Genomic DNA, 20,421 nt, shown 5'->3' with positions numbered 1-20,421 from the left:
CTCTCCTCGCGCCCTCAATGCGCGGCACCATAAGATCGAGTGAACTGCCTGGCTCGGACTCGACGGAACTCCGGTGCGGACTACCAGAGACAAAATCGTCTCTGGAGAGCGTGTTGCCGCGATGCCGCGTCGAAGCCGCCTGGATACAGCACGACAAGCGACGGAACGACGCGAGGCCTCACGCAGTCCTGGTGATTGCGCGACCGACCACCGCTATAGCCTCTTGTTGGCGCCGGTCTGGTGGTCCTCGACGCGGGCCTGAATGATCTTGTTGCCGAAATAGTTGGCGGCAAGGCCGATGCCGAGCGCGGCGAGGCTGCCGCCAAAACCGGGAATCATCGACTGCGCAGCCACGGCAGCGCCCTTCGCCAGGACCTGCAAGGCGGTGCCGTCGGTGAAGAAGCTGGGCAGCATGTCGAACACCGTCTGCAATTGCGGCCTGGCCTGGCGCGCGATGTCGCCCAGCTGCAGGATCTTGGCGAGGTCGGGGTTCTTCGTGAGCACGTCCGTCGGAATCAGAGCCTTCAACTGCTGCAGCAGGTTGGCGTTTTCCGGGGTGATCAGGTTCTTCAGGTCGACGCCTTGCAGCTGGCGGAGACCTTCCTTGATCGACTCCAGCTTGTCGGCCGACTGTCCCGACGACAGGAAGATCTGGAGGTCGTTCAGAAACTTGAACAACCCCTGCGGCAACTGTCCGCTTGGCGCGGGCTGCACTGCTGCGCCTGCCGAATTCGCCATCCCGACGATCGCGCTGTTGCCGATGCCCAACGCACCGAGGATCGACGCGATCCAGCCGGCGGTCTTGGTATGATCCGCCTGCTTGACGGTCTGGGAGCCCATCTTGCGCAAATCGTCGGCCGTCGCCCGCACGCGGCTCGGGTCGAGCGCACGCGGGCGCGCGGTCTCGAATGCGGCGGCGGTCGCGGCATCGGCCACTCCCGTCAGCGGCAGATTGTTGTCGGCCTGGAACGCGAGCAGCGCCGCGCGCGTCAGCGGCCCGTATTCGCCGTCGATCGCCCCCGGCGGGTAGTCGAGACGCTGGAGCTGCTGCTGCACGAACGTCGTGCTGATGGATGGCAGCGGTGCGTAGTTGCTCGCCACACCAATGTTTGCGAGCGCAGGCGCGCCCGTCGTGAGTTGATTGAACGCACCGAACTGCGGCCGTTGCGGATTGGGGTCATCCTGGTCGACGCTCAGGCCACAGAGCGTCGAAGGCAGGCGCTGATGCAGGTTCCACTGCCCGGAGCGCAGGAAGGCGGTAGTGCCGTTGAAACCGCCCGATTGGGAGACCCAGGTGAACGACACCAGTCCGGCCTGGAGCAGCGCCTGGCATACCGCGCCACTGCCATAGACCCCGACCTGGTAGCTGGCCGCGCCCGCCCCGCCCGTCAGGGCCTTCCGAACCGCGGCAAAATACGGAACGATGCGCGTGCGGATGTCCGCATCGGACGCATCATAGTCGACGGCGAAGTAAATCGCCGAACCGCCGGGTTGACCGATGACGTTCGCCGCATAGTCGCGTGCGTAGGCGCCGTCCTGAGCACCTGCATCCGCCGAGAACGAGCCTGCGGAATCGCCAGCGCCCTGGTAGACGACGGCAAGCCTCATCCCTGAGCGAATGATGGCTTCGGCTTCGTCGGGCGTCAGCCGTTTTTCGGGCTGCCGCGTGTGGCGGCAATAATAGCGGATGATGGTATCGACGCCGCTCTGCCTCAGGGAGGCTAGAAGCGGAGTCGTCCGCATGTTGGTGTCAATGATCATGGCTCGCCCCCGAGTTGGACGGAATGGCCGTTGCGGCCGACATGATTGTCTGGGTGGTGTCGTTCATGGTCATCGGTTCGTGTTGGCGCCCGTGACGTGGTCGCGCGTGCGGGCGTCGATGACGCGATTGCTGAAATAGTTCGTCGCAAGGCCAATCGCGAGCGCCGCGAGCGATCCGCCGAAGCCCGGGATCACGCTGCTCGCCGCGACCGACAGTCCCTTCGACAAGAGTTGAAGCGTCGAGTCGTTGGCAAACATCCCGGGCAAGGCGTCGAAGATGGTATGGAACTGGGTGAACCCGCGCGCTCCGTCGATGATCTGAAAGAAATTGGAAAGTGCCGGATTTGAGCTGATGACATTGGCGGGTATGAGCCCGCGGATATTGTCGAGGATCTGGATATTTTCCGGCGACACCAGCTGCTTGACGTTGAAATTCTGCAATTGCTTGGCGGCATCGAGCACCTGCTGGGTGTTCGCCGGATCGGCACGCAACTGCGGTGACGTCAGCAGCTTCTGCACTTCTCCCAGGAACTGGGACAGGTTGGGCGGCGGGGGCGTCGCGACGTTGTTGTTGATCACCTGGACCGCGGCGCTGTTGCCGATGCCGAGCGCGCCGAGGATCGATGAGATCCAGCCGGCGATCTTGGTATTGTCAGCGGCCTTGATCGTCTGCGAGCCGCTCGCCCGCAGATCGTCCGGCGTCGCGGACAGGCGATCGCGCGAGAGCGGACGCGGCTGCGGCCGGGCGAAGGCGGCCTGGGTGGCCGCATCGAGGACACCGGTCGGAGAAACGTTGTTGTCGGCCTGGAACGCCAGCAGCGCCTCGCGCGTCAGCGTGCCGAACTGGCCGTCGATCTCGCCCAGCGAATAGCCAAGCTCCGTCAGCTTCCGCTGCAGGCCCTCGACCAGCGCCCCCTTGTCGCCGAACCTGAGTTCGGTCCCCAGGATGGGCGTCGGCTGCAGTTCCCGCGGCACGATGTCCGGACTGCTGATCTCTGGCGCTTCCGCCCATCCGAGCGCCGTCTGCCGGATTTCGGCGAGCCGGTTGAGCCAGCCGCGGCCGAACGTGTCGAAGATGGGAAGGCCGCGCAGATAGGATTCGTAGGTCGAGCAGTAGTCCTCGACCAGCATCTTCTGATCGGCGGCAAGGCAGGCGTCGATGGTGGACGACCCCATGCGACCGTCGACGTCGAGCCCTCTCTGCTGACGGGCCAAGGCCTGCTGCAACAAACGGATGGCGCGCCCCGTCCCGCTCAGCACGGCGGTGTTGTAGACGACCTGGGCGGCCGGCAGTGGGATCTCGTCGCCATGCACCGGCGTCCAGTAGTTGGCGCGGAAGATCTGCAGCGCCTCGTCCCGCGTGAGGTTTCGCACGTCATCGGCCGTGACCGGTGCGTGCCGCCAGTCCGACAGGTCCTTCAGCGTGATGCCCATGTTGGTCGGGCCACCGGGATCGCGCGGATGATTCGTGTAGCCGCCCTCCCATTTCTCGATGAGCGCGTGCACCTTCTCGAAGTTTCCGAGCCTGATATCGCCTTGCAGGGGCGAGCCGCCGCCGCGCGTTTCCACCAGCCGGCTTGGCACGGGCCGGCCGTTTGGGGTGTTTCCCTTCACCGAGCTCCAGTCGATGCCCGTCGCGAGATCGTCCGGCTTGACGTCGATCTCGAAATGCATGGTGTCCTTGACATTGATCCAGTTGCCACCCCACTCGAACACCCGCTTCTTGTTGACCGTCCTGATCGCAAGCGCGTCGTCGATCATGGCCTGGGTCATGTCGGTGTCGGCGAGGTTGCGCTTGACGTCCTGGGCGCGCAGATCCTGCGTCGTCTGGTCGGAAAAGCGGACCTTGCGCTGGTCCGAGGTCTCCTTGTACGGGTTCGTCGTCCAGTTGACGTCGAGCGCAATGCCGTAGGCGTGCAGGCTCTTCTCGGTACCACCGGTGATGGCGCGGCAGTTGTAGCTGTCGGTGTCGGCCGTCCTGATGTTGTAGCCGTGCGCTGCCAGCACCATCGCCAGCGCCTGCCAGGCGTCAGCCGTCGGGGGCGCGACAAGGATCTCGTCGGGACCAAAGGAGATGCGGACCATTGCGTGCTGGTTACACTCGAATGTCCGCCAGTTGACGCGCTGTTGGGCGGTCGATTCGCTCATGCTGCCCCCTCCATCGCCTGCCCGTCAGCCGCGGCACGGACCCGAGACAGGGATACGCCCTTAAAAAGATCAGCGTGCCGCGTGGGCAATCCGGCCCATGAAATCCAGGGGCCTCGTTCGAAATGGGTCGCTTTCCAAATGCAACCTTAGGCTACAACAGGTTCCATCACACCAAGTGTGAACTGGATCACTTGCGGCAAATCGTCCGTGGCGAGCTCGCGCACGAGCGCTGGGATTTTGCCTTTGCACGCAAAGGTAGCTAGTCTGTCCCGACGTGAGATATGTTGCAGGGAGCCCGACATGGGACATCGCGAAGACATGATCGAAGTCATCATGGCAGCTTATGCGGCGCGCGCAGCCGGCAATGTGGAGGGCCTCGTCGCAGCTTTTCATCCCGAAGGTGCTTTCACGCTGGTCGGCGACAAAAGCGCGCTCGAGCTCACCGGAAGGGTTCAGGGACACCAGGCCTTGCGAGAGGCTTTCGGTCAATTCATTGCCAACTTCGACTTCCTAAAGCGCGACATCCTGAGCGACCTGGTCGAGGGGCAGCGTGCCGCGGTGCAGTCCCGCGTCCTCGTCAGATATCGCCCGACCGGGAATAACTGGGAGACCGACATCCTGGACCTGTTCAGATTTCAGGACGGAAAAATCGTCGAGCTGACCGAGTTTGCGGACACTGCGCAAGTCAAAGCCATGATCTCCTGAAACGGGCGGGACACTGCCGCCACGCACTTTGCCGCGACGCGCGGAAGACGCGCATCATTCGTGACCTCTGGCCCGCATCATGCGGGCCATTTTCTTTCCCGGATTCTGAGATATATCTGGCGCAATCGACACAGGATACTGCTGTCAAATCCCTGCCTTTCGACGCCCAAGCTCTTAGAGTCCTCATTGCATCACCATCGGATCTGACCGAAGAACCAGGAGCGGCCACGGCGGTCATATGAGCAACAACGAACCGGACCTTCTGAACGATCTCATCCAGCCGGCGCGGCTGACCTCGGTGGTCGATGTCGGGGCCAATCCGATCGACGGTGAGCCGCCCTACAAGGCGATGCTGCAACGAAGACTTTGCACCGTCGTCGGTTTTGAACCGCAGGACTCGGCGCTCGCCGAGCTCAATGCCCGCAAGAGCGACCTAGAGAGCTACTATCACTATGTCGTCGGAAACGGGCACAAAGCAAAGCTGCGTCTCTGCCAACTACCGGGAATGACAAGCCTGCTGCTCCCGGATCAGAATGTGCTCTCGCATTTCGCGAAATTCGCCGAATGGGGCAGCGTGGTCAGTGAACATCCGGTCCAGACCCGCCGGCTCGACGATATCACCGAAATCCGGGATCTGGATTTCCTGAAGATCGACGTTCAGGGCGCCGAACTGGCCGTCTTCGGAAGCGGGCGGCAAAAGCTGAAGCAGGCGGTCGCCATCCAAACGGAGGTCCCGTTTCTTTGCCTCTACAAGGAGCAGCCGACATTCGGCGATATCGATAACGAATTGCGCAAGCAGGGGTTCGTCCCCCACGCCTTCACGGGCATCAAGCGTCGCATGATCGCTCCCTTGAGCGACCCGTCCAATCCCAATGCGACCATGAACCAGTTGCTGGAGGCGGACATCGTCTATGTGCGAAACTTCATGCGGCCAGCCGACATGACGGTCGAGCAACTCAAGCATCTGGCAATGATTGCGCATCATTGCTACCGCTCGTTCGACCTTGCTGCCAACTGCGTTCACCACTTGATTGCGCGCAAGGCGATCCCTGACCATTCGATCCGCGATTACATGGCGGCCCTGAAGTGACGAGCCCTCGCCCGGCCGGCACGGCCGGGTCAGGACCGCGAAGCGCCGGCGGCAACTCTTTGACGCGATTCCAGCATCGTTTCGCATCATCAAGCGACAGAAAGCGAAATTGGCATGGAGGTTGCGAATGAGAATCTACGGGCATGTGTTCGACGAACAAGGGCGACGCTATGAGGCCGACGAGAGAAGGGGCGACGCGGGCGTCGATCGGGATTGTCGCGGGCTCGGGGCCTGAGGCCGGCATCGATCTTTGGAGCAAGGTCCTTGCCCGCAACCAGACGCTTTTCGGCGAACAATTTCGCGGAGATCTCGACGCCCCGCGGGTCGTGGTCTTGTCCGAGCCCACACTGGGCTTGTCGATGGATCTCCAAGAGAACGAAGACATCGTCTGGCACAGCCTGAAACAGACGATCGCCGCGATCGCGGTCCAGGCGGACGCCTATGCAATCGCCTGCAATACCCTCAACCTGTTCGCGCCGCGCATTGCATCGCTGGGCCTGCCCGGGGAATTCGTGTCCTTCCAATCCGCGCTTTCGGCCTGGGTTGCGAGCAATCGCGTCGACCGCATCGCCCTCTTGGGTGCCGCTCCGGTGACGAGTCTTGGACCGTGGTCTGCCTACCGGTCACTGAGCGATCTCGTGGCGATCGAGACACCGGCCGACACCGCGGAGTTGCACAACCTCATTCTCGACGTGAAGCGTCTCGGCAGCCGCGATCCCTCGCTGCGGCCACGCCTCCAGACCCTCGTTGAAGGCCTGACGTCGGATCACGTCATTCTGGCCTGTACCGAGTTGCCGTTGATCTCGGATATCGAAACCGGCAAGAGGCTCATCGACGTCACCGACCTCGTTGCACGTGAATTGGTCGACCGTTCGCTTGCTGGCGCACAAGGCCAGGCATCGGCGGCCCGGGTTCAATGAACGTGGACGCGGATCAGATCGCCAAGGCGTCGGGCCAACGTTGCCGCGAAATCCTGCTCATTCACACGGGCGGCACGATCGGCATGCGCGGATCTGCCGACGGGCTGGCCCCCGCCACCGGTGTGCTGGAGGATGCGGCCACAGCACTTGGACCACCGGGCGCGCGGTTGTCGATCCGCTCATTCGCCCCCCTCGTCGATAGCGCCGACATTGGCCGCGAGCACTGGAACCAGATCATTTCACATCTCGAAGGATGGTCCGGCGACGGTGCCGTCATCACGCATGGCACGGATACGATGAGCTTCACCGGCGCCGCGCTGAGCCAGTCGCTGGCGGGAGCGCCGTTTCCGATCATCCTGTGCGGCGCCATGCGTCCGCTCGGCACGGACGGAGACGCCGAATCGAATCTCGCGCTCGCGCTTCAATCGGCCCTCAGCGCGCCACCCGGTGTGTGGCTTGCCTTCGCGGGGCGCATGATCGCGGCATCCGGACTGGTCAAGCGCCACTCCCGCGCGTCAGATTCCTTTCGCGCCATCACACCGCAGGTCGACGCGCCGCATTTTCGTCCGCGGCGTTTCGGTGATGCGCGCGTGTCGATTCTGACGATTTCACCGGGTATGCCGGCCCGCATGATCTCGGCGGCGCTGGCGGAGCTGGACGGTGCCGTCATACGATTGTTCGGGGCAGGCACGATCGCGGGCCGCGACGATCTGCTTGGTGCTTTTGATGCTGCCATCCGGAGAGGATGCCGGTTGCGGGCAGTCAGCCAGTGCGAGCAAGGCGGCCTTACACCAGGCGCTTACGCCGCCGGCGCCCCACTATGGCGTCTTGGCGTGGAGAACGGGGGCGAAGAAACGGCCGAGGCAGCTCTCGTTCGGCTTTGGCTCGAATTGTCGGAAGCTCAGCCGGAGCAAGGTCTCGAGCAGCTCGTGCCTTCGGGCGCTCAGCAGTGAAACTGGTGTGTCGTGGCCGTTGTCTTGAACGGCCGCGCACGTGTCATGCGTCAACCGGATAAAACAGCGGTGCTCCCGGCGGCATCGTATTGTCGATCATATCCCGTATGGACCGCGGTATCGACGGCGCGTCAGGCGCAAACAGCCCGCAATTCGCCAACGCAGGTCGGATGTCGATCTCTGCGCCCAACCATTCCAGGAGAACGCGGGAGCAGGCAATTCTGCGCTGGTTTCCCGATGACACGCCCATGATCAGCCCGGTCAGCCGGGCGATCTTGTTTCGCCGCGACGGAAACAGAATGGTCTGAGTGATCTCGTTGCTGGTCAACGTCTCGGAATCGATCAGAAAGATCCGGTCTTCCAAGAACAAGGCGGCGCCGGAATACCGGCATTTGAAGGCGGCATCCGTCCGCTCCTGATTGGAGAAGTGCTCGATACGCCGGTAGTAGACTTCGTTGTCGTGCGTAAACAGATGCATGAGGCCGCGCAGGATCATCCCTGGCGAACTCATCGAGTAATAGTACACGTAATAGTAGCCGACATAGCCGCGCAGCGTCGGGAGCGATGCCGCGCGCAGCTTGTCGATGGCATCGGCGTAGGGCGGGCGCGGTTTCGAGGTGTGCCGCTTGAGCGCGATGATGCGCGCAAACTGCGGAGGCGGCAGATGAAACTCGGTCGCCTCAACGCCAAAATAGTCGCAGAGACGGTTGAGGATGTTGGGTGACGGTCGCGCCGCCGCACGCAGATAGCGGTTGAATTGCGTGCGGTTGATGTCGAGACGACGACAGACCTCCGAGACGGACGGCGCGTAGCTGCAGGCCAGACGAAGATTTTCCGAGAAGGACCGCTGCATCTCGCTGGCGGAATCCTCGGCCGCCCCCATAGTGCCCTTCGCCCTGGCCATCCATACCTGACGCTAATTGACGCTCCAAAAGCATAATATGGAAACTCCGCGACAGCGCAAGCAGAGGCGCCCCCAACCAGTGATCCCCCGGGGGTCTTCGCACCGCTTGCATGATCCACGAGAGGATTGCTCCCACGGAGATCGCCAAACTGGCGCTGTTCGCCAACTGCGGCGCTCATCCCGCGGTGCCCAGTTCGTAGGCTCGACTGCCGCGCCAGCTGGCAGGGAAATCAAGTGTCGCCCGGGCCATGACGGTTGCCGACCTTTGCCGCAGACGGGACTGCCCGCCCTGCTCTCGACCAATGAGCTCCGCAAGTCGCTGGCCGGGTCCAGGTCCGATTGAACATGGCCTTTGACCTCGGTCCGGCATTTTCTGGCGCTATTTGACGCTGCCTGAGCGTAAGCAAACGTCAAGATGACGCAAGCCGCCAAATAGCCGGACGAAATCCCCCACTCGATGATCGCTCCCAGCGTCTTTGTGCCGATCTGGGCAAGCTGATCGGGCGCTCTCGAACACGGGGAAGTCACCATGAGACTGATGAAGACTTTAACTGCGGCAACCACCAGCCTGCTGCTGCTCACCGGCGCGGCAATCGCCGAGGACAAAGGGACGATCAAGATCGTCACGCAATCGCCTCTCTCGGGACAGCAATCCGTCGCCGGCGAAGGCATCATGCTCGGCGCACAGCTGGCTGTCGCCCAGTTCGGCAAGCAGCTGACCGACATGGGCTTCCAGCTGTCGCTCCAGCCGGAGGACGATCAGGCCACGCCGAACGTCGGGGTCGCCAACGCCAACCGAATCCTCAACGACCCCGCGGTGCTCGGTGTCGTCGGCCACTACAATTCCGGCGTCGCGATCCCGTCCTCGGAAGTCTATGCCAAGGACAATCTCGTGATGGTCTCCCCGGCCAACACGAATCCGGCGATTACCGATCGTGAGACGACGCGGGCGATCGCCAACCGCATCTGCGGTCGCGACGACATTCAAGGACCGGCGGGCGCCAACTTCGCAATGGACACGTTGAAAGCGAAGAAGGTCTACATCATCAACGACAAGTCCGCCTATGGCTCCGGTATCGCCCAGACCTTTGAAGCGGCGGCCCGGAAGAACGGCGCGAATGTCATCCTGTCCACCGGCATGGACCAGAACGAGACCGACTTCTCATCGATCCTGAACCGCGCGCGCGTCGACCAGCCGGACCTCATCTATTACGGCGGCACCTACCCCCAGGGCGGCCTGATCATCAAGCAGATGCGGCAGAAGGGCCTCAAGGCAGCGTTCCTTGGCGGCGACGGCCTGGATAGCGGCGACCTGCAAAAGATCGCGGGGCCGGAGAACATGACGAACGCCTATTTCACGACGACCGCGCTACCACTGTCTCAAATGCCGGCCGCCGCGGCCTTCGCGCAGACCTACAAGGCCAAGTTCAACAAGGACCCCGAGGTCTACTCCGCCTACGGCTACGACAGCGCTCGCGTCGTCATCGAGGCGATCGTCGCCGCAGCGAAGGCCAAGGGCGGCACCATGCCCAGCCGCGCCGCGGTGGCGGAAGCCGTTCGCGGCGTCAAGTTCGACGGTGTGACCGGCGCGATCGCCTTCAACAATCGCGGAGACATCGCGAGCGCGAAGTATGTCGTGATCGAGGCTGGCAAATCGGCCGATGCCAACAAGATCGTCAAGATCATCGACGTCGCTGCCCCCGGCGGGTCCTGACCAGGGTCGACAAGTAGTGCGGCCGCGGGGGCCCGCCCCGCGGCCTTCTTCCGATCCCTGACTTAGACCCGGCACTATGGCGGATAGCGCCTTCGGAAAACGTCGACATGTCCTTCCAGTTGGCTCTCGAATTGCTTCCGCCGACCCTGGCGGATGGGCTGATCCTCGGCCTTCTCTATGCCACGATCGCGCTCGGCTACACGATGGTTTACGGTGTGCTGGGCCTGATCAATTTTGCCCACTCTGAGATTTTCATGGTGGGCGCCGTCGTCGCGGTCGAACTGCTCACCTATGTTCTGGCCGGCTCCTCGCTCCACCCCGTCGCGCAACTGGTGCTCGCGATGATCGTTGCGGCCGCGGTTTCAGCCGCGCTCGCGGGGCTCGCCGAGCGGATCGCCTACCGGCCACTGCGACGCTCGAACGCGCCAAAGCTGGCGCCGCTCATCACGGCCATCGGGATCAGCCTTTTCCTCCAGGACGCCGTGCGCTTCGTCGAAAGCCTCTTCGGCCAGTTCATCCGGCCATTCCCATCGATGCCCTTCTTCGACATCCCCCTGCCGCTGACGCCGAACGACAGCGTTCCGATGAAATCGCTCGTCATCCTCATCGTCGCGGGAGCGATGCTGGCGGGGCTCAGATATACCGTCAATCAGACGCGCCTTGGAAAGGCAATCCGAGCGGTCGCAACGGACCGAATGGCGGCAAGCCTGATGGGCATCGACGTCAATCGCATCGTGATGCTGACCTTCCTGATCGGTGGCGCGCTCGCCGGCGTCGCGGGGACTCTCTACGCGCTGCAGTTCGGGCGCGTCGATCCGTTCTCGGGCTTCATACCCGGTCTGAAAGCATTCACCGCCGCGGTCCTCGGCGGGATCGGGTCGATCCCCGGGGCCATGGTTGGTGGCATCGTGCTCGGCTTGATCGAGATGCTGATCGGCACGTTCGTTCCGATCCTGACGAACAATGCGATCGGTACCGAATACAAGGACATTTTTGCCTTCGGTATCCTCATCCTCATCTTGATCTTCAAACCCACGGGCCTTCTCGGGCGTCCCTCCACGGAAAAGGTCTGATCCATGGCCCCCGGCTTTCCCAAGAGATCGGTGTGGTTGATCGCCTACACACTGGCGGTGACTCTGTTGTGCGTATTCGTATTTACGGGCAACGGTCTGATCGACACCGCCGCGTTCCTCGCGCTGCTCGTGCCGCTCTTCATCGCCAGCGACTTCGACAAATGCGATCCGCGCGTCGGCATGCCCGTGTTTGCCTTCGTGCTGTTGTGCGCCTTGCCCATCATCGGGATGCGCAACACCTTCTATCTCGATGTCGCCATTCAAGTCGGCATCTTCGCGGTGCTGGCGCTGGGGCTGAACATCGTGGTCGGGTTCGCCGGTTTGCTGGATCTCGGATTCATCGCCTTCTTCGCGGTTGGGGCTTATCTCTGGGCCATTGTCAGTTCTCCCCACGGAGCCGCATTGCTCGGCGTGGGATTTCCGCTGCAAGGCGACGCCTTCTTCGTTGTCGCGGTCGCCGCCGTCTTTGTCGCGGCCGGCACGGGCGCACTGCTCGGGTTGCCGGTGCTGAGGTTGAAGGGCGACTATCTCGCCATCGTCACGCTGGGGTTCGGCGAGGTCATCCGTGTCCTCGCGAACAACCTCGACAAGCCCGTGAACATCACAAACGGCCCGCAGGGAATCGCCGCGATCGCGCAGCCGCTCACGGAAGTCGCCGGCGCCCTCGCAACCACCACCGCGCCGGCCTTCAAATGGCAGGCACTGATCTATTATGCGGTTGTGCTCACGCTGGTTCTCGTGGCCGTGCTGGCCAATCGCAGGCTGGACAGTTCCAGCATCGGGCGCTCGTGGCTGGCGATCCGCGAGGACGAGATCGCCGCGCAGGCTATGGGCATTCCGCTGGTGAGGACCAAGCTGATCGCCTTCGCGACCGGCGCAGCCTTCGCGGGAACCATGGGCGTCCTGTTCGCCGCGAAGCAGACCTTCGTCAGCCCGGAAAGCTTCGACTTCAATCAGTCGATCGGCGTCCTTGCGATGATCGTGCTGGGCGGCCTCGGTTCGATACGTGGCGTGATGATGGGGGCCGGCCTCGTCACCATCCTCAATCTGCAGGTCCTGAAATCGCTGTCGGCCGGCTTGAACCATCTGCGCGCGACTGGATTTGAGATTTTCGGCTGGTCCTTCGCCAACCTGCCAACGCAGTTCGAGCCCTCCAAATACGAGCGGCTGATCTTCGGCCTCATTCTGATCGCCATGATGCTGTATCGACCGCGCGGGCTGGTCCCCGCCCAACGACGTCCGATCTCCGCCAAGAACGCCGGGAGGGTCTCGTGACCGGCGATCTTCTCCTGGACGTGGCGAGCCTGCGCAAATCGTTTGGCGGCCTGACCGCGGTCGATGACGTCACCCTGCAGGTCGAGCGCGGATCGATCGTTTCGGTGATCGGGCCGAACGGCGCGGGCAAAACCACGTTCTTCAACCTCATCACCGGAATCTACCGACCCGACCTTGGCACGGCGCTGCTCGACGGCGTCGACCTCGTTGGCCTGAGACCGGATCAGGTCGCGGCCGCGGGCCTCGCGCGGACCTTTCAGAATATCCGTCTGTTCGCGGGAATGACGGCCCTCGAGAATGTGCTCGTCGCGCGATCGATGCATATGCGTTCGGGGTACTGGGGCGCTCTGTTCCACACGCGCGTTTACGCGGATCAGGAGCGTTCCGCGGTTGCGGACGCATCTGAGCTGCTTCGGTTTGTCGGCCTTGCGGAGCGAGCAGACGCGCTGGCGGGGAGTCTGGCCTATGGCGAGCAACGACGCCTCGAGATCGCGCGCGCGCTCGCGACGAAGCCGAAGCTGCTGCTGCTCGACGAGCCGTCGGCTGGAATGAATCCGCAAGAGACGGAGGATGCCAAGGCGCTGATCCTGCGGATCCGGTCCGAACTCGGCATCGCGGTGGTGCTGATCGAACACGACATGCGGCTCGTCATGACTGTTTCCGATCATATCGTCGTGCTCGACTATGGCCGCAAGATCGCGGAAGGCGGGGCGGATGACATCAGGACGCACCCGAAAGTGATCGAAGCCTATCTCGGCCGTGGCGTCGCGGCGCGGACGGCCACACCGGAGAGCGAAGAGGCGTCATGACGAATGCATCGAAAGCGACGGCTCGCCCTCTTCTCGAGGTTCAAGGCATCGACGTGTTCTACGGGGCGATCCACGCCATCCACGGCCTGTCGGTGATCGTGAACGAAGGCGAAATCGTTACGCTGATCGGCAGCAACGGCGCCGGAAAGACGACGGCGCTTGGTGCGATCTCGCGCCTGCTGCCGATCCGCTCCGGCGACGTCCTGCTGGACGGACGCTCTCTCGGATCGGTGCCGCCACACGACGTCGTGCGGCTTGGCCTTGCCCATGTCCCGGAGCGGCGGCGCATCTTTGCCGATTTGACCGTGACCGAGAATCTCGAAATGGGTGCTTTCACGGTCCGCTCGACCGCCGATATCGCCAGCCGGATGGACGAGATGTTCGAGCTGTTCCCGCGGCTCGCCGAACGCCGCAAGCAATTTGGCGGCACGCTGTCGGGAGGCGAGCAGCAAATGCTCGCCGTCGCGCGCGCGCTGATGCAGCGGCCTCGAATCCTCCTGCTTGACGAGCCGTCGATGGGACTCTCACCGCTCTTCGTCGAGCGCATTTTCGATATCATCGAGACGATCAACAAGCGCGGCGTCACGATCCTGCTCGTCGAGCAGAACGCCCACATGGCGCTGGCAATCGCCAGCCGCGGCTATGTGCTCAAGAACGGCATGATCGTCGATCAGGGCAGCGGCGCGCGACTGCGGTCGGACGAGAGCATCCAGGCCGCCTATCTGGGCGCACACTGAAATCGAGCAACAATTCAGCGAAGCAGGCTGCAATACGCCCCGAAGGCGGGTCGCCCGACGAAATGGCCAACCAGAAAGCAGAAGCCCCAGCCAATCCTTCAGATTGCTGGGGCCTTCTCTCGTTTGGTTGCGGGGATAGGATTTGAACCTATGACCTTCAGGTTATGAGCCTGACGAGCTACCGGGCTGCTCCACCCCGCGTTAAACCTTTGCAGCGCCTTCGATGAGAGTCCCGGGGACGGTGAATTTGGACCAGCGCGGGTGGCGTGGCTTGCTTTCGCGTCCCAAAGGCTTCCTTGGAAGGCAACCCGGGGCGCGAAGCCCGTCGGGTGCGAGGGCTATGTATCAACCGCGGGGGCCTTTGGAAAGGCCGGGGGACGTTTTTTTTCGACTTTATGACAGGCAAAATGCACCCATTGGGGGCAAAAAGGTCAGTATTTGTCATAAGTTCCGCAAAGGGCCAGCTTGCGGCAACATGATGACGGGGGAACGCCGTGGACCAATCACTGACCAGCCGCCCGTGGGCTGCGCTCGGCGATTCGCTTCACGCTACGGTGGCGCGGGCTGAGCAGGCCCCCGAGCCTGGCAAGATCGCGCGGCTGGAGGAGGTGACGCGGTTCATGGCGTAGTTCTCAACGCCGTCATTGCGAGCTCGCAATGACGAAAACAATAAGAGCATTGCAGGGGGAAGAACAATGACTGACACATTCGATTTCGTAATCGTCGGCGCGGGCTCGGGCGGCTGTGCTGTGGCAGCACGGCTGTCGGAGGATGCGCAGACCTCGGTCGCACTGCTCGATGCCGGCGGTCGGAACGACAGTTGGCGGATCACCACGCCGTTCGGGCTCGCCCTGCCGTACAGTGCGGCCAACTGGGCATTCGACACCGTGCCGCAGAAGGGATTGAACGGCCGTGTCGGCTATCAACCGCGGGGCAAGGGTCTGGGGGGCTCCTCGGCGATCAACGCCATGGTCTACATCCGCGGCAACAAATGGGACTATGACCACTGGGCCTCGCTCGGCAACACCGGCTGGTCGTACGCGGACGTGCTGCCCTATTTCAAGCGTTCGGAGAACAACGCCGATTTCGACGGCGAGTATCACGGCAAGGACGGCCCCCTGCATGTCAACAAGCTGCGCTCCGACAATCCGATCCACGACGTCTTCCTTCAGGCCGCGCGCGAGGCGCAGTTTCGGACCCGCGAGGACTTCAATGCCGAGGACCATGAAGGGCTCGGCAGCTACCAGGTGACGCAACACAATGGCGAGCGCTGGAGCGCGGCGCGCGCCTATGTGCAACCCCACATCGGAACGCGCGCGAACTTGCGCGTCGAGACCGAGGCACAGGCGACGAAAATCCTGTTCGAGGGCAGGCGCGCGGTCGGCATCGAATATCTGCAGGGCAAGCAGAAGAGGCAGCTCCGTGCGAGGGGCGAGGTGATCCTCGCCTCGGGCGCCTTCCAGTCGCCGCAGCTCCTCATGCTGTCTGGAATCGGCGATGCCGCTGCGCTCGACAACCACGGCATCGGCGTTGTCCATCATCTGCCGGGCGTCGGCCGCAATCTGCAGGACCATCCGGATTTCGTGTTCATCTACGCTTCCGACTATCCGCATTTCGCTCACTCATCGCTTGGCCGATTGCCATCCCTGCTCCGCGCCATCCAGCGGTACCGCCGCGAGCGCCGCGGCCTTATCAGCACCAATTTCGCCGAGTGCGGCGGCTTCCTGAAAACCCGGCCCGATCTCGACCTGCCCGACATCCAACTGCACTTCGTCATTGCGATGCTCGACGACCACGGCCGCAAACGTCACAAGGAGGCGGGATTCTCATGCCACGTCTGCCTGCTCAGGCCGAAGAGCCGCGGCAGCGTATGGCTGAAGAACGCCGATCCCACAGCGGCGCCGCTGATTGATCCGAATTTCCTGGGCGAGGAAGCCGATGTGGAAGCGATGGTCGCTGGCTACAAGACAACGCGACGACTGATGGAGACGCCCTCGATGCGCGCTTTGCAGAAGAAGGACATGATTACGTCCGACGTGAAAACCGACGACGATATCCGCAACATCCTGCGCGCCCGCGTGGACACGGTCTATCACCCCGTCGGCACCTGCAAGATGGGCACCGATGCGCTCGCCGTGGTCGATCAGAAGCTCAGGGTGCATGGCCTGGACGCTTTGCGCGTCGTCGACGCCTCGATCATGCCGACCCTGATCGGCGGCAACACCAACGCCCCGACCATCATGATCGGCGAGAAGGCCGCGGATATGATCAGGGCAGAGATGCGGGCGAGTTAGAGCGGCGCTATCTTCACGTTGTCGTCCCGGCGAAGGCCGGGACGACATCTGAGTAAAACGCTGCGCTTGTCCGGAACGACGAGATGGTTCAACTCAACAAGAACCCACCATCCACCGTCACCACACTCCCCGTCATATACCGCGACGCGTTTGAGGCCAGCAGCAGGATCGCGCCGTCGAGATCGGATTCGGCGCCGACGCGGCGCTGCGGGATGCGCTTGGTGAGCCGTTCGCCTGATGGCGTCGACCAGAAATCGTGGTTCATCTCGGTGTCGATATAGCCGGGCGCCAGCGCATTGACGCGGATGTCGTTGCCGGCCAGCTCAAGCGCCATCGCTTTCGTCGCCTGGATCATGCCGGCCTTGGAGATGGCGTAAGGCGAGACCGCCTTCAACACGCCGGTGCCGAGCACGGAGGCGATGTTGACGATATTGCCCGACTGCTTGCGTGCGATCATTCGTCGCGCCAGCTCGGTTGCAAGAAAATAGGCGCCCTTGAGATTGGCGCCGACCACGGCGTCCCAGTCCGCCTCGGTCTGCTCGGTCGCGAGCTTCTCGATCGCAATCCCCGCATTGTTGATCAGCACGGTGATGGGACCGAGCGCCGCTTCCGCTTCATCGACTGACCTCGCGATCGACGCCGTGTCGGTGACATCGAGCGCGATCGCCGCGGCGCGGCCGCCACGCCCGCGGATCTCGTCCTCAAGGCGCTTCAGCTTGGTGGTCTGGCGCGCCGCGAGTGCAACGGCCGCGCCATGCGCAGCCAGAACCCGAGCGAATTGCCGCCCCAGGCCCTGGCTCGCGCCGGTGACGAGGATGGTTTCTTTACTGACGCCGAATAGGTCTGACATGGCGAAGTTCCCAGGGTGTGCCCCGCATAGATACCGACGATTTTAGCGATCTGAAACCGGAATGATCGGTTCGCCGTTCACTCGTTCCATACATGCAGGGGCCCGGCTCGTGAACAGTTTCGATCTCGCAGTCTATGCAGCGCTGGCCGTGGCGATCGGCTTTGGCTTAAGGACCGGCCTGCTGCGCAGTGCGATCACGATCCTCGCCTATCTTCTGGCTGCACCGATCGCCATCTGGCTGATGTCGCTGATCACGCCTCACACGGCCGGTGAGACCGCCCCGCCTTTGCTTCAGGGCTGGGCGTTGTTCTTCGGCGTTTTCGTCGCGACCGGCATGGCGCTCGGACATCTTGGCCGCGCCGCGCTTGACGATGCGGTCGGCGAAGCCGGGCTCGGCGACCGCATCGGCGGCGCAGCGCTGGGAGCCGTGCGGGTCGGCCTCGTCGCAACAACGCTGGTCCTGGTCTTCGATCAATTGGTGCCCGCCAACCGGCAGCCGCCGTTCCTCGTCGGGTCGCAATTGCGCCCACTGTTCTCCGCTGCCGGACAGATGGGATTCAAGTCCCTGCCGCCTGAAGCCGCAGCCGCCATCGATCGTATCAAGAGGGAGCGGCCCATCTGACGCGCGTGACCTTCTTCCGCGGGCGCGCCATGCATTTTGGCAACAGCCCGTCTCTTATCAACGGTGGTGAGGTTGGCTACAGTGGCGCCTCCAAACCTGCCTGACATTACGGAGTGAAACAGTGGATCTTGGGATCAAAGGTCGCCGCGCCATCGTCTGCGCATCCAGCAAGGGCCTGGGGCGCGCCTGCGCCATGGCGCTCGCCAATGAGGGCGTGCATGTCACGCTGACTGCGCGCGGTGCGGACGCGCTGAAGACGACGGCCGAGGAGATCCGGAAGGCCCACCCGGGCGTGACGGTCACCGAGATCGTCGGCGACATCACGACATCAGCGGGGCGCGAGGCCGTGCTGAAGGCCTGCCCGGATCCGGACATCCTGGTCAACAACGCCGGCGGCCCGCCGCCCGGCGATTTCCGCAACTGGACCCGCGACGACTGGATCAAGGCGATCGACGCCAACATGCTGACGCCGATCGAGCTGATCAAGGCGACGGTGGACGGCATGATGGCGCGCAAGTTCGGCCGTATCGTCAACATCACCTCGGCCGCCGTGAAGGCGCCGATCGATATCTTGGGCCTGTCCAACGGCGCGCGCGCCGGCCTCACCGGCTTCATTGCCGGCCTCTCGCGCAAGACCGTGATCAACAACGTCACCATCAATGCGCTATTGCCGGGCCCGTTCGAAACGGATCGCCTGCGCGGTACGGCGAAGGCCGAAGGCGACAAGCGGGGCATCGCCCCGGAGCAGATTCTGGCCGAGCGCGCAAAGCTCAACCCCGCCGGCCGCTTCGGCGATCCCGACGAGTTCGGCTACGCCTGCGCCTTCCTGTGCGGCGCCAAGGCCGGCTTCATCACCGGGCAGAACATCCTGCTCGACGGCGGCGCGTTCCCGGGGACGCTGTAAGTTCCTCTTCTCCCTCTCCCCGCCCTTCGCGGGGAGAGGTTAAGTGACAGCTCACCGCCGCTTGGTCGGCTCGTTTTCGTCGCGCTCGCTGAAGCTCGATGAATCCGCGCTCGGGCGCTCGTCGGTCCAGTCGACGCCGAAGGCGTCGAGGCCATCGGCGAGCAGGTCGCCCAGCATCGGCTCTCCCAGCAGATAGTGCGCGGTTTCTCGCCGGGGATTTTGATGTTCGGTGCGCGCCTCGACGGCGCGGGCGCGCAGATCGTCCCAGTCGTCCGGCCCGCCGTCGCCACGCCCGAGCCACATCAGCGCGACGAGATCGATCTGCTCGTCCTCGTTCAGGGCGCTGATGAAGCTTGTGAGCTCCTCGCCGACCGGATCGGAGCCGTTGTCCTGCAACACGTCGATCGCATCGTCATCGGTCGGATTGGACCCGGAGTCCGGATCGGAGTCTGCCTCCTTGACGTCGTACTCGCGCGCCTTCTCGATCAGGAAGGCGATCTTCTCGGCGGAAATCGCTAGCTCAGGCATGGCTCCCTCTTTTGGCTTTCCTCGGGTTCCCCGATAACGCCGCATCGCACCCGATGATCCATTGCGGCGCCCCACGGAAACACGCAATGTCGGCCTCAACCAGAACAAGAGGACGCGCCGGATGCAGTGGACGGTCGGAGAGGTGAGGATCACCAAATTCGTGGAAATGGAGACGGTCGGCTCGACGCGCTTCATCCTGCCACTGGCGAGCCATGAGGAAATTCAGAAACTGCCCTGGCTGATCCCGCATTTCGCGACCGACGAGGGCCGGCTGAAAATGTCGATCCATTCGCTGGTGGTGGAGACGCCGTCGCGCCGCATCATCGTCGACACCGGCCTCGGCAACGACAAGCAGGGCCGCAACGTCCCAACCTGGAACAACCGCAATACGCCGTTCCTGGAGATGATGACGGCGGCGGGCCTTGCGCCCGACAGCATCGACACGGTGCTGTGCACGCATCTCCATGTCGACCATGTCGGCTGGAACACGAGGCTCAATGGCGGCCAATGGGTGCCGAGCTTCCCGAAGGCCCGCTACGTATTCGGCAAGACCGAATACGACTATTGGCGCGATCACTCGACCGAGCCGGACAAGGCGGCCGTGTTCAATGATTCCGTGAAACCAATCGTGGACGCCGGCCTCGCCGAGCTGATCCCGAGCGATCACCGGCTGTGCGAGGAGATCAGCATGATCCCGACGCCCGGCCACAGCCCCGGACATATGAGCGTCCTGATCCGGTCCCGCGGCGAGCAGGCGTTGCTCGCGGGCGACGCGGCCCACCACCCCTGCCAGATGGCGCATCTCGACTGGTGCTCGACGGTGGATTCCGACCCGCAGCAATCGGCAGGGACGCGGCGCGAATTGTTCTCGCGCTTCGCCGACACCCCGACGCTGGTGATCGGCGGGCATTTTTCCGGCGGGCATATCAGGCGCGACGGGGACGCGTTCAGGTTCGTGGCGCTGGATGAGACACAGTCGTAGGGTGGGTTAGCCGAAGGCGTAACCCACCACGGTCCACCTCCGCGGAAGCGAAAGAGGTGGGTTACGCTTCGCTAACCCACCCTTGTATTAGCGCGATCGCTTATGATGGTGCCGTTCCGTGAGGAATGGCCCAGCCCGGGTGACGGCCCGAG

19 protein-coding genes and 1 tRNA gene are annotated in these 20,421 nt (G+C 63.3%); 14 read left to right on the top strand and 6 right to left on the bottom strand.

Translation table 11 applies throughout. The features are described from left to right. Window positions 1-213: 213 nt before the first annotated feature. The gene (locus tag QQL28_RS20415) at window positions 214-1,761 is read right to left on the bottom strand and encodes a glycoside hydrolase domain-containing protein (protein WP_284268135.1); all 1,548 of its coding nucleotides are present in this window, start codon (window positions 1,759-1,761) and stop codon (window positions 214-216) included. A gap of 69 nt (window positions 1,762-1,830) precedes the next feature. Then, on the bottom strand, window positions 1,831-3,909 hold the full coding sequence (locus QQL28_RS20410; RefSeq protein WP_284268133.1) for a glycosyl hydrolase 108 family protein: 2,079 nt from the start codon (window positions 3,907-3,909) through the stop codon (window positions 1,831-1,833). Window positions 3,910-4,209: 300 nt separating this feature from the next. Between QQL28_RS20410 and QQL28_RS20405 the strand changes: the two genes are divergently transcribed. The 4 genes from QQL28_RS20405 to QQL28_RS20390 all read left to right on the top strand — a co-directional run bounded on the left by QQL28_RS20405 (window position 4,210) and on the right by QQL28_RS20390 (window position 7,577). After that, on the top strand, window positions 4,210-4,614 hold the full coding sequence (locus tag QQL28_RS20405) for a nuclear transport factor 2 family protein (protein WP_284268132.1): 405 nt from the start codon (window positions 4,210-4,212) through the stop codon (window positions 4,612-4,614). Between the two features lie 238 nt (window positions 4,615-4,852). Next, entirely contained in the window at window positions 4,853-5,704 is an 852-nt protein-coding gene (locus QQL28_RS20400; protein WP_284268130.1) for an FkbM family methyltransferase, read from the top strand. Between the two features lie 170 nt (window positions 5,705-5,874). Beyond that, the gene (locus QQL28_RS20395) at window positions 5,875-6,624 is read left to right on the top strand and encodes an aspartate/glutamate racemase family protein (protein ID WP_284268128.1); all 750 of its coding nucleotides are present in this window, start codon (window positions 5,875-5,877) and stop codon (window positions 6,622-6,624) included. Beyond that, window positions 6,621-7,577, top strand: coding sequence for an asparaginase domain-containing protein (locus tag QQL28_RS20390; protein WP_284268126.1), 957 nt, complete (start codon window positions 6,621-6,623; stop codon window positions 7,575-7,577). Before QQL28_RS20395 ends, QQL28_RS20390 begins: the two co-directional genes overlap by 4 nt. Before the next feature lie 43 nt (window positions 7,578-7,620). On the opposite strand, the gene QQL28_RS20385 is transcribed toward QQL28_RS20390, so the two are convergent. Then, entirely contained in the window at window positions 7,621-8,481 is an 861-nt protein-coding gene (locus QQL28_RS20385) for a helix-turn-helix domain-containing protein (protein ID WP_284268124.1), read from the bottom strand. 529 nt (window positions 8,482-9,010) lie between these two features. On the opposite strand from QQL28_RS20385, the gene QQL28_RS20380 reads away from it, so the two are divergent. The 5 genes from QQL28_RS20380 to QQL28_RS20360 all read left to right on the top strand — a co-directional run bounded on the left by QQL28_RS20380 (window position 9,011) and on the right by QQL28_RS20360 (window position 14,089). Next, window positions 9,011-10,195 carry a branched-chain amino acid ABC transporter substrate-binding protein gene (locus tag QQL28_RS20380; protein WP_284268122.1) on the top strand — a complete coding sequence of 395 codons (1,185 nt, stop codon included), beginning with the start codon at window positions 9,011-9,013 and terminating at the stop codon, window positions 10,193-10,195. A gap of 107 nt (window positions 10,196-10,302) precedes the next feature. Then, entirely contained in the window at window positions 10,303-11,268 is a 966-nt protein-coding gene (locus QQL28_RS20375; protein WP_284268120.1) for a branched-chain amino acid ABC transporter permease, read from the top strand. A 36-nt stretch (window positions 11,269-11,304) separates the two neighbouring features. Continuing rightward, window positions 11,305-12,543 (top strand): ABC transporter permease subunit, encoded by a 1,239-nt coding sequence (locus QQL28_RS20370; protein ID WP_284268119.1) that lies wholly within the window; start codon window positions 11,305-11,307, stop codon window positions 12,541-12,543. Beyond that, on the top strand, window positions 12,540-13,352 hold the full coding sequence (locus QQL28_RS20365) for an ABC transporter ATP-binding protein (RefSeq protein WP_284268117.1): 813 nt from the start codon (window positions 12,540-12,542) through the stop codon (window positions 13,350-13,352). The genes QQL28_RS20370 and QQL28_RS20365 overlap by 4 nt, the downstream gene beginning before the upstream one ends. Further along, a complete protein-coding gene (locus tag QQL28_RS20360; protein WP_284268115.1) occupies window positions 13,349-14,089 on the top strand; it encodes an ABC transporter ATP-binding protein in 741 nt (246 codons plus the stop codon). Before QQL28_RS20365 ends, QQL28_RS20360 begins: the two co-directional genes overlap by 4 nt. A gap of 124 nt (window positions 14,090-14,213) precedes the next feature. Here the strand turns inward: QQL28_RS20360 and QQL28_RS20355 are convergent. Continuing rightward, window positions 14,214-14,290, bottom strand: a tRNA-Met gene (locus QQL28_RS20355). A gap of 293 nt (window positions 14,291-14,583) precedes the next feature. Between QQL28_RS20355 and QQL28_RS20350 the strand changes: the two genes are divergently transcribed. Further along, complete coding sequence (locus QQL28_RS20350; RefSeq protein WP_284268113.1) at window positions 14,584-14,718, top strand: hypothetical protein; 135 nt, start codon at window positions 14,584-14,586, stop codon at window positions 14,716-14,718. A 66-nt stretch (window positions 14,719-14,784) separates the two neighbouring features. Beyond that, entirely contained in the window at window positions 14,785-16,383 is a 1,599-nt protein-coding gene (locus QQL28_RS20345) for a GMC family oxidoreductase (RefSeq protein ID WP_284268111.1), read from the top strand. Between the two features lie 88 nt (window positions 16,384-16,471). Here the strand turns inward: QQL28_RS20345 and QQL28_RS20340 are convergent, their stop codons facing one another. After that, complete coding sequence (locus QQL28_RS20340; RefSeq protein WP_284268110.1) at window positions 16,472-17,233, bottom strand: SDR family oxidoreductase; 762 nt, start codon at window positions 17,231-17,233, stop codon at window positions 16,472-16,474. 109 nt (window positions 17,234-17,342) lie between these two features. Between QQL28_RS20340 and QQL28_RS20335 the strand changes: the two genes are divergently transcribed. Together QQL28_RS20335 and QQL28_RS20330 are read left to right on the top strand one after the other, a co-directional pair. Continuing rightward, complete coding sequence (locus tag QQL28_RS20335) at window positions 17,343-17,855, top strand: CvpA family protein (protein WP_284268108.1); 513 nt, start codon at window positions 17,343-17,345, stop codon at window positions 17,853-17,855. Between the two features lie 121 nt (window positions 17,856-17,976). Continuing rightward, entirely contained in the window at window positions 17,977-18,759 is a 783-nt protein-coding gene (locus QQL28_RS20330) for an SDR family oxidoreductase (RefSeq protein ID WP_284268106.1), read from the top strand. A gap of 51 nt (window positions 18,760-18,810) precedes the next feature. Here the strand turns inward: QQL28_RS20330 and QQL28_RS20325 are convergent, their stop codons facing one another. Beyond that, window positions 18,811-19,287, bottom strand: a complete 477-nt coding sequence (locus QQL28_RS20325) for a DUF3775 domain-containing protein (RefSeq protein ID WP_284268104.1) — start codon at window positions 19,285-19,287, stop codon at window positions 18,811-18,813. Between the two features lie 121 nt (window positions 19,288-19,408). Here QQL28_RS20325 and QQL28_RS20320 point away from each other — a divergent pair, with 121 nt between their 5' ends. Further along, window positions 19,409-20,269, top strand: coding sequence for an MBL fold metallo-hydrolase (locus tag QQL28_RS20320; protein ID WP_284268103.1), 861 nt, complete (start codon window positions 19,409-19,411; stop codon window positions 20,267-20,269). Window positions 20,270-20,421 lie beyond the last annotated feature (152 nt).

It is taken from the genome of Bradyrhizobium iriomotense (assembly GCF_030160715.1).
Taxonomy (GTDB): domain Bacteria; phylum Pseudomonadota; class Alphaproteobacteria; order Rhizobiales; family Xanthobacteraceae; genus Bradyrhizobium; species Bradyrhizobium iriomotense.
This window is presented reverse-complemented; position numbering and strand designations above follow the sequence as displayed.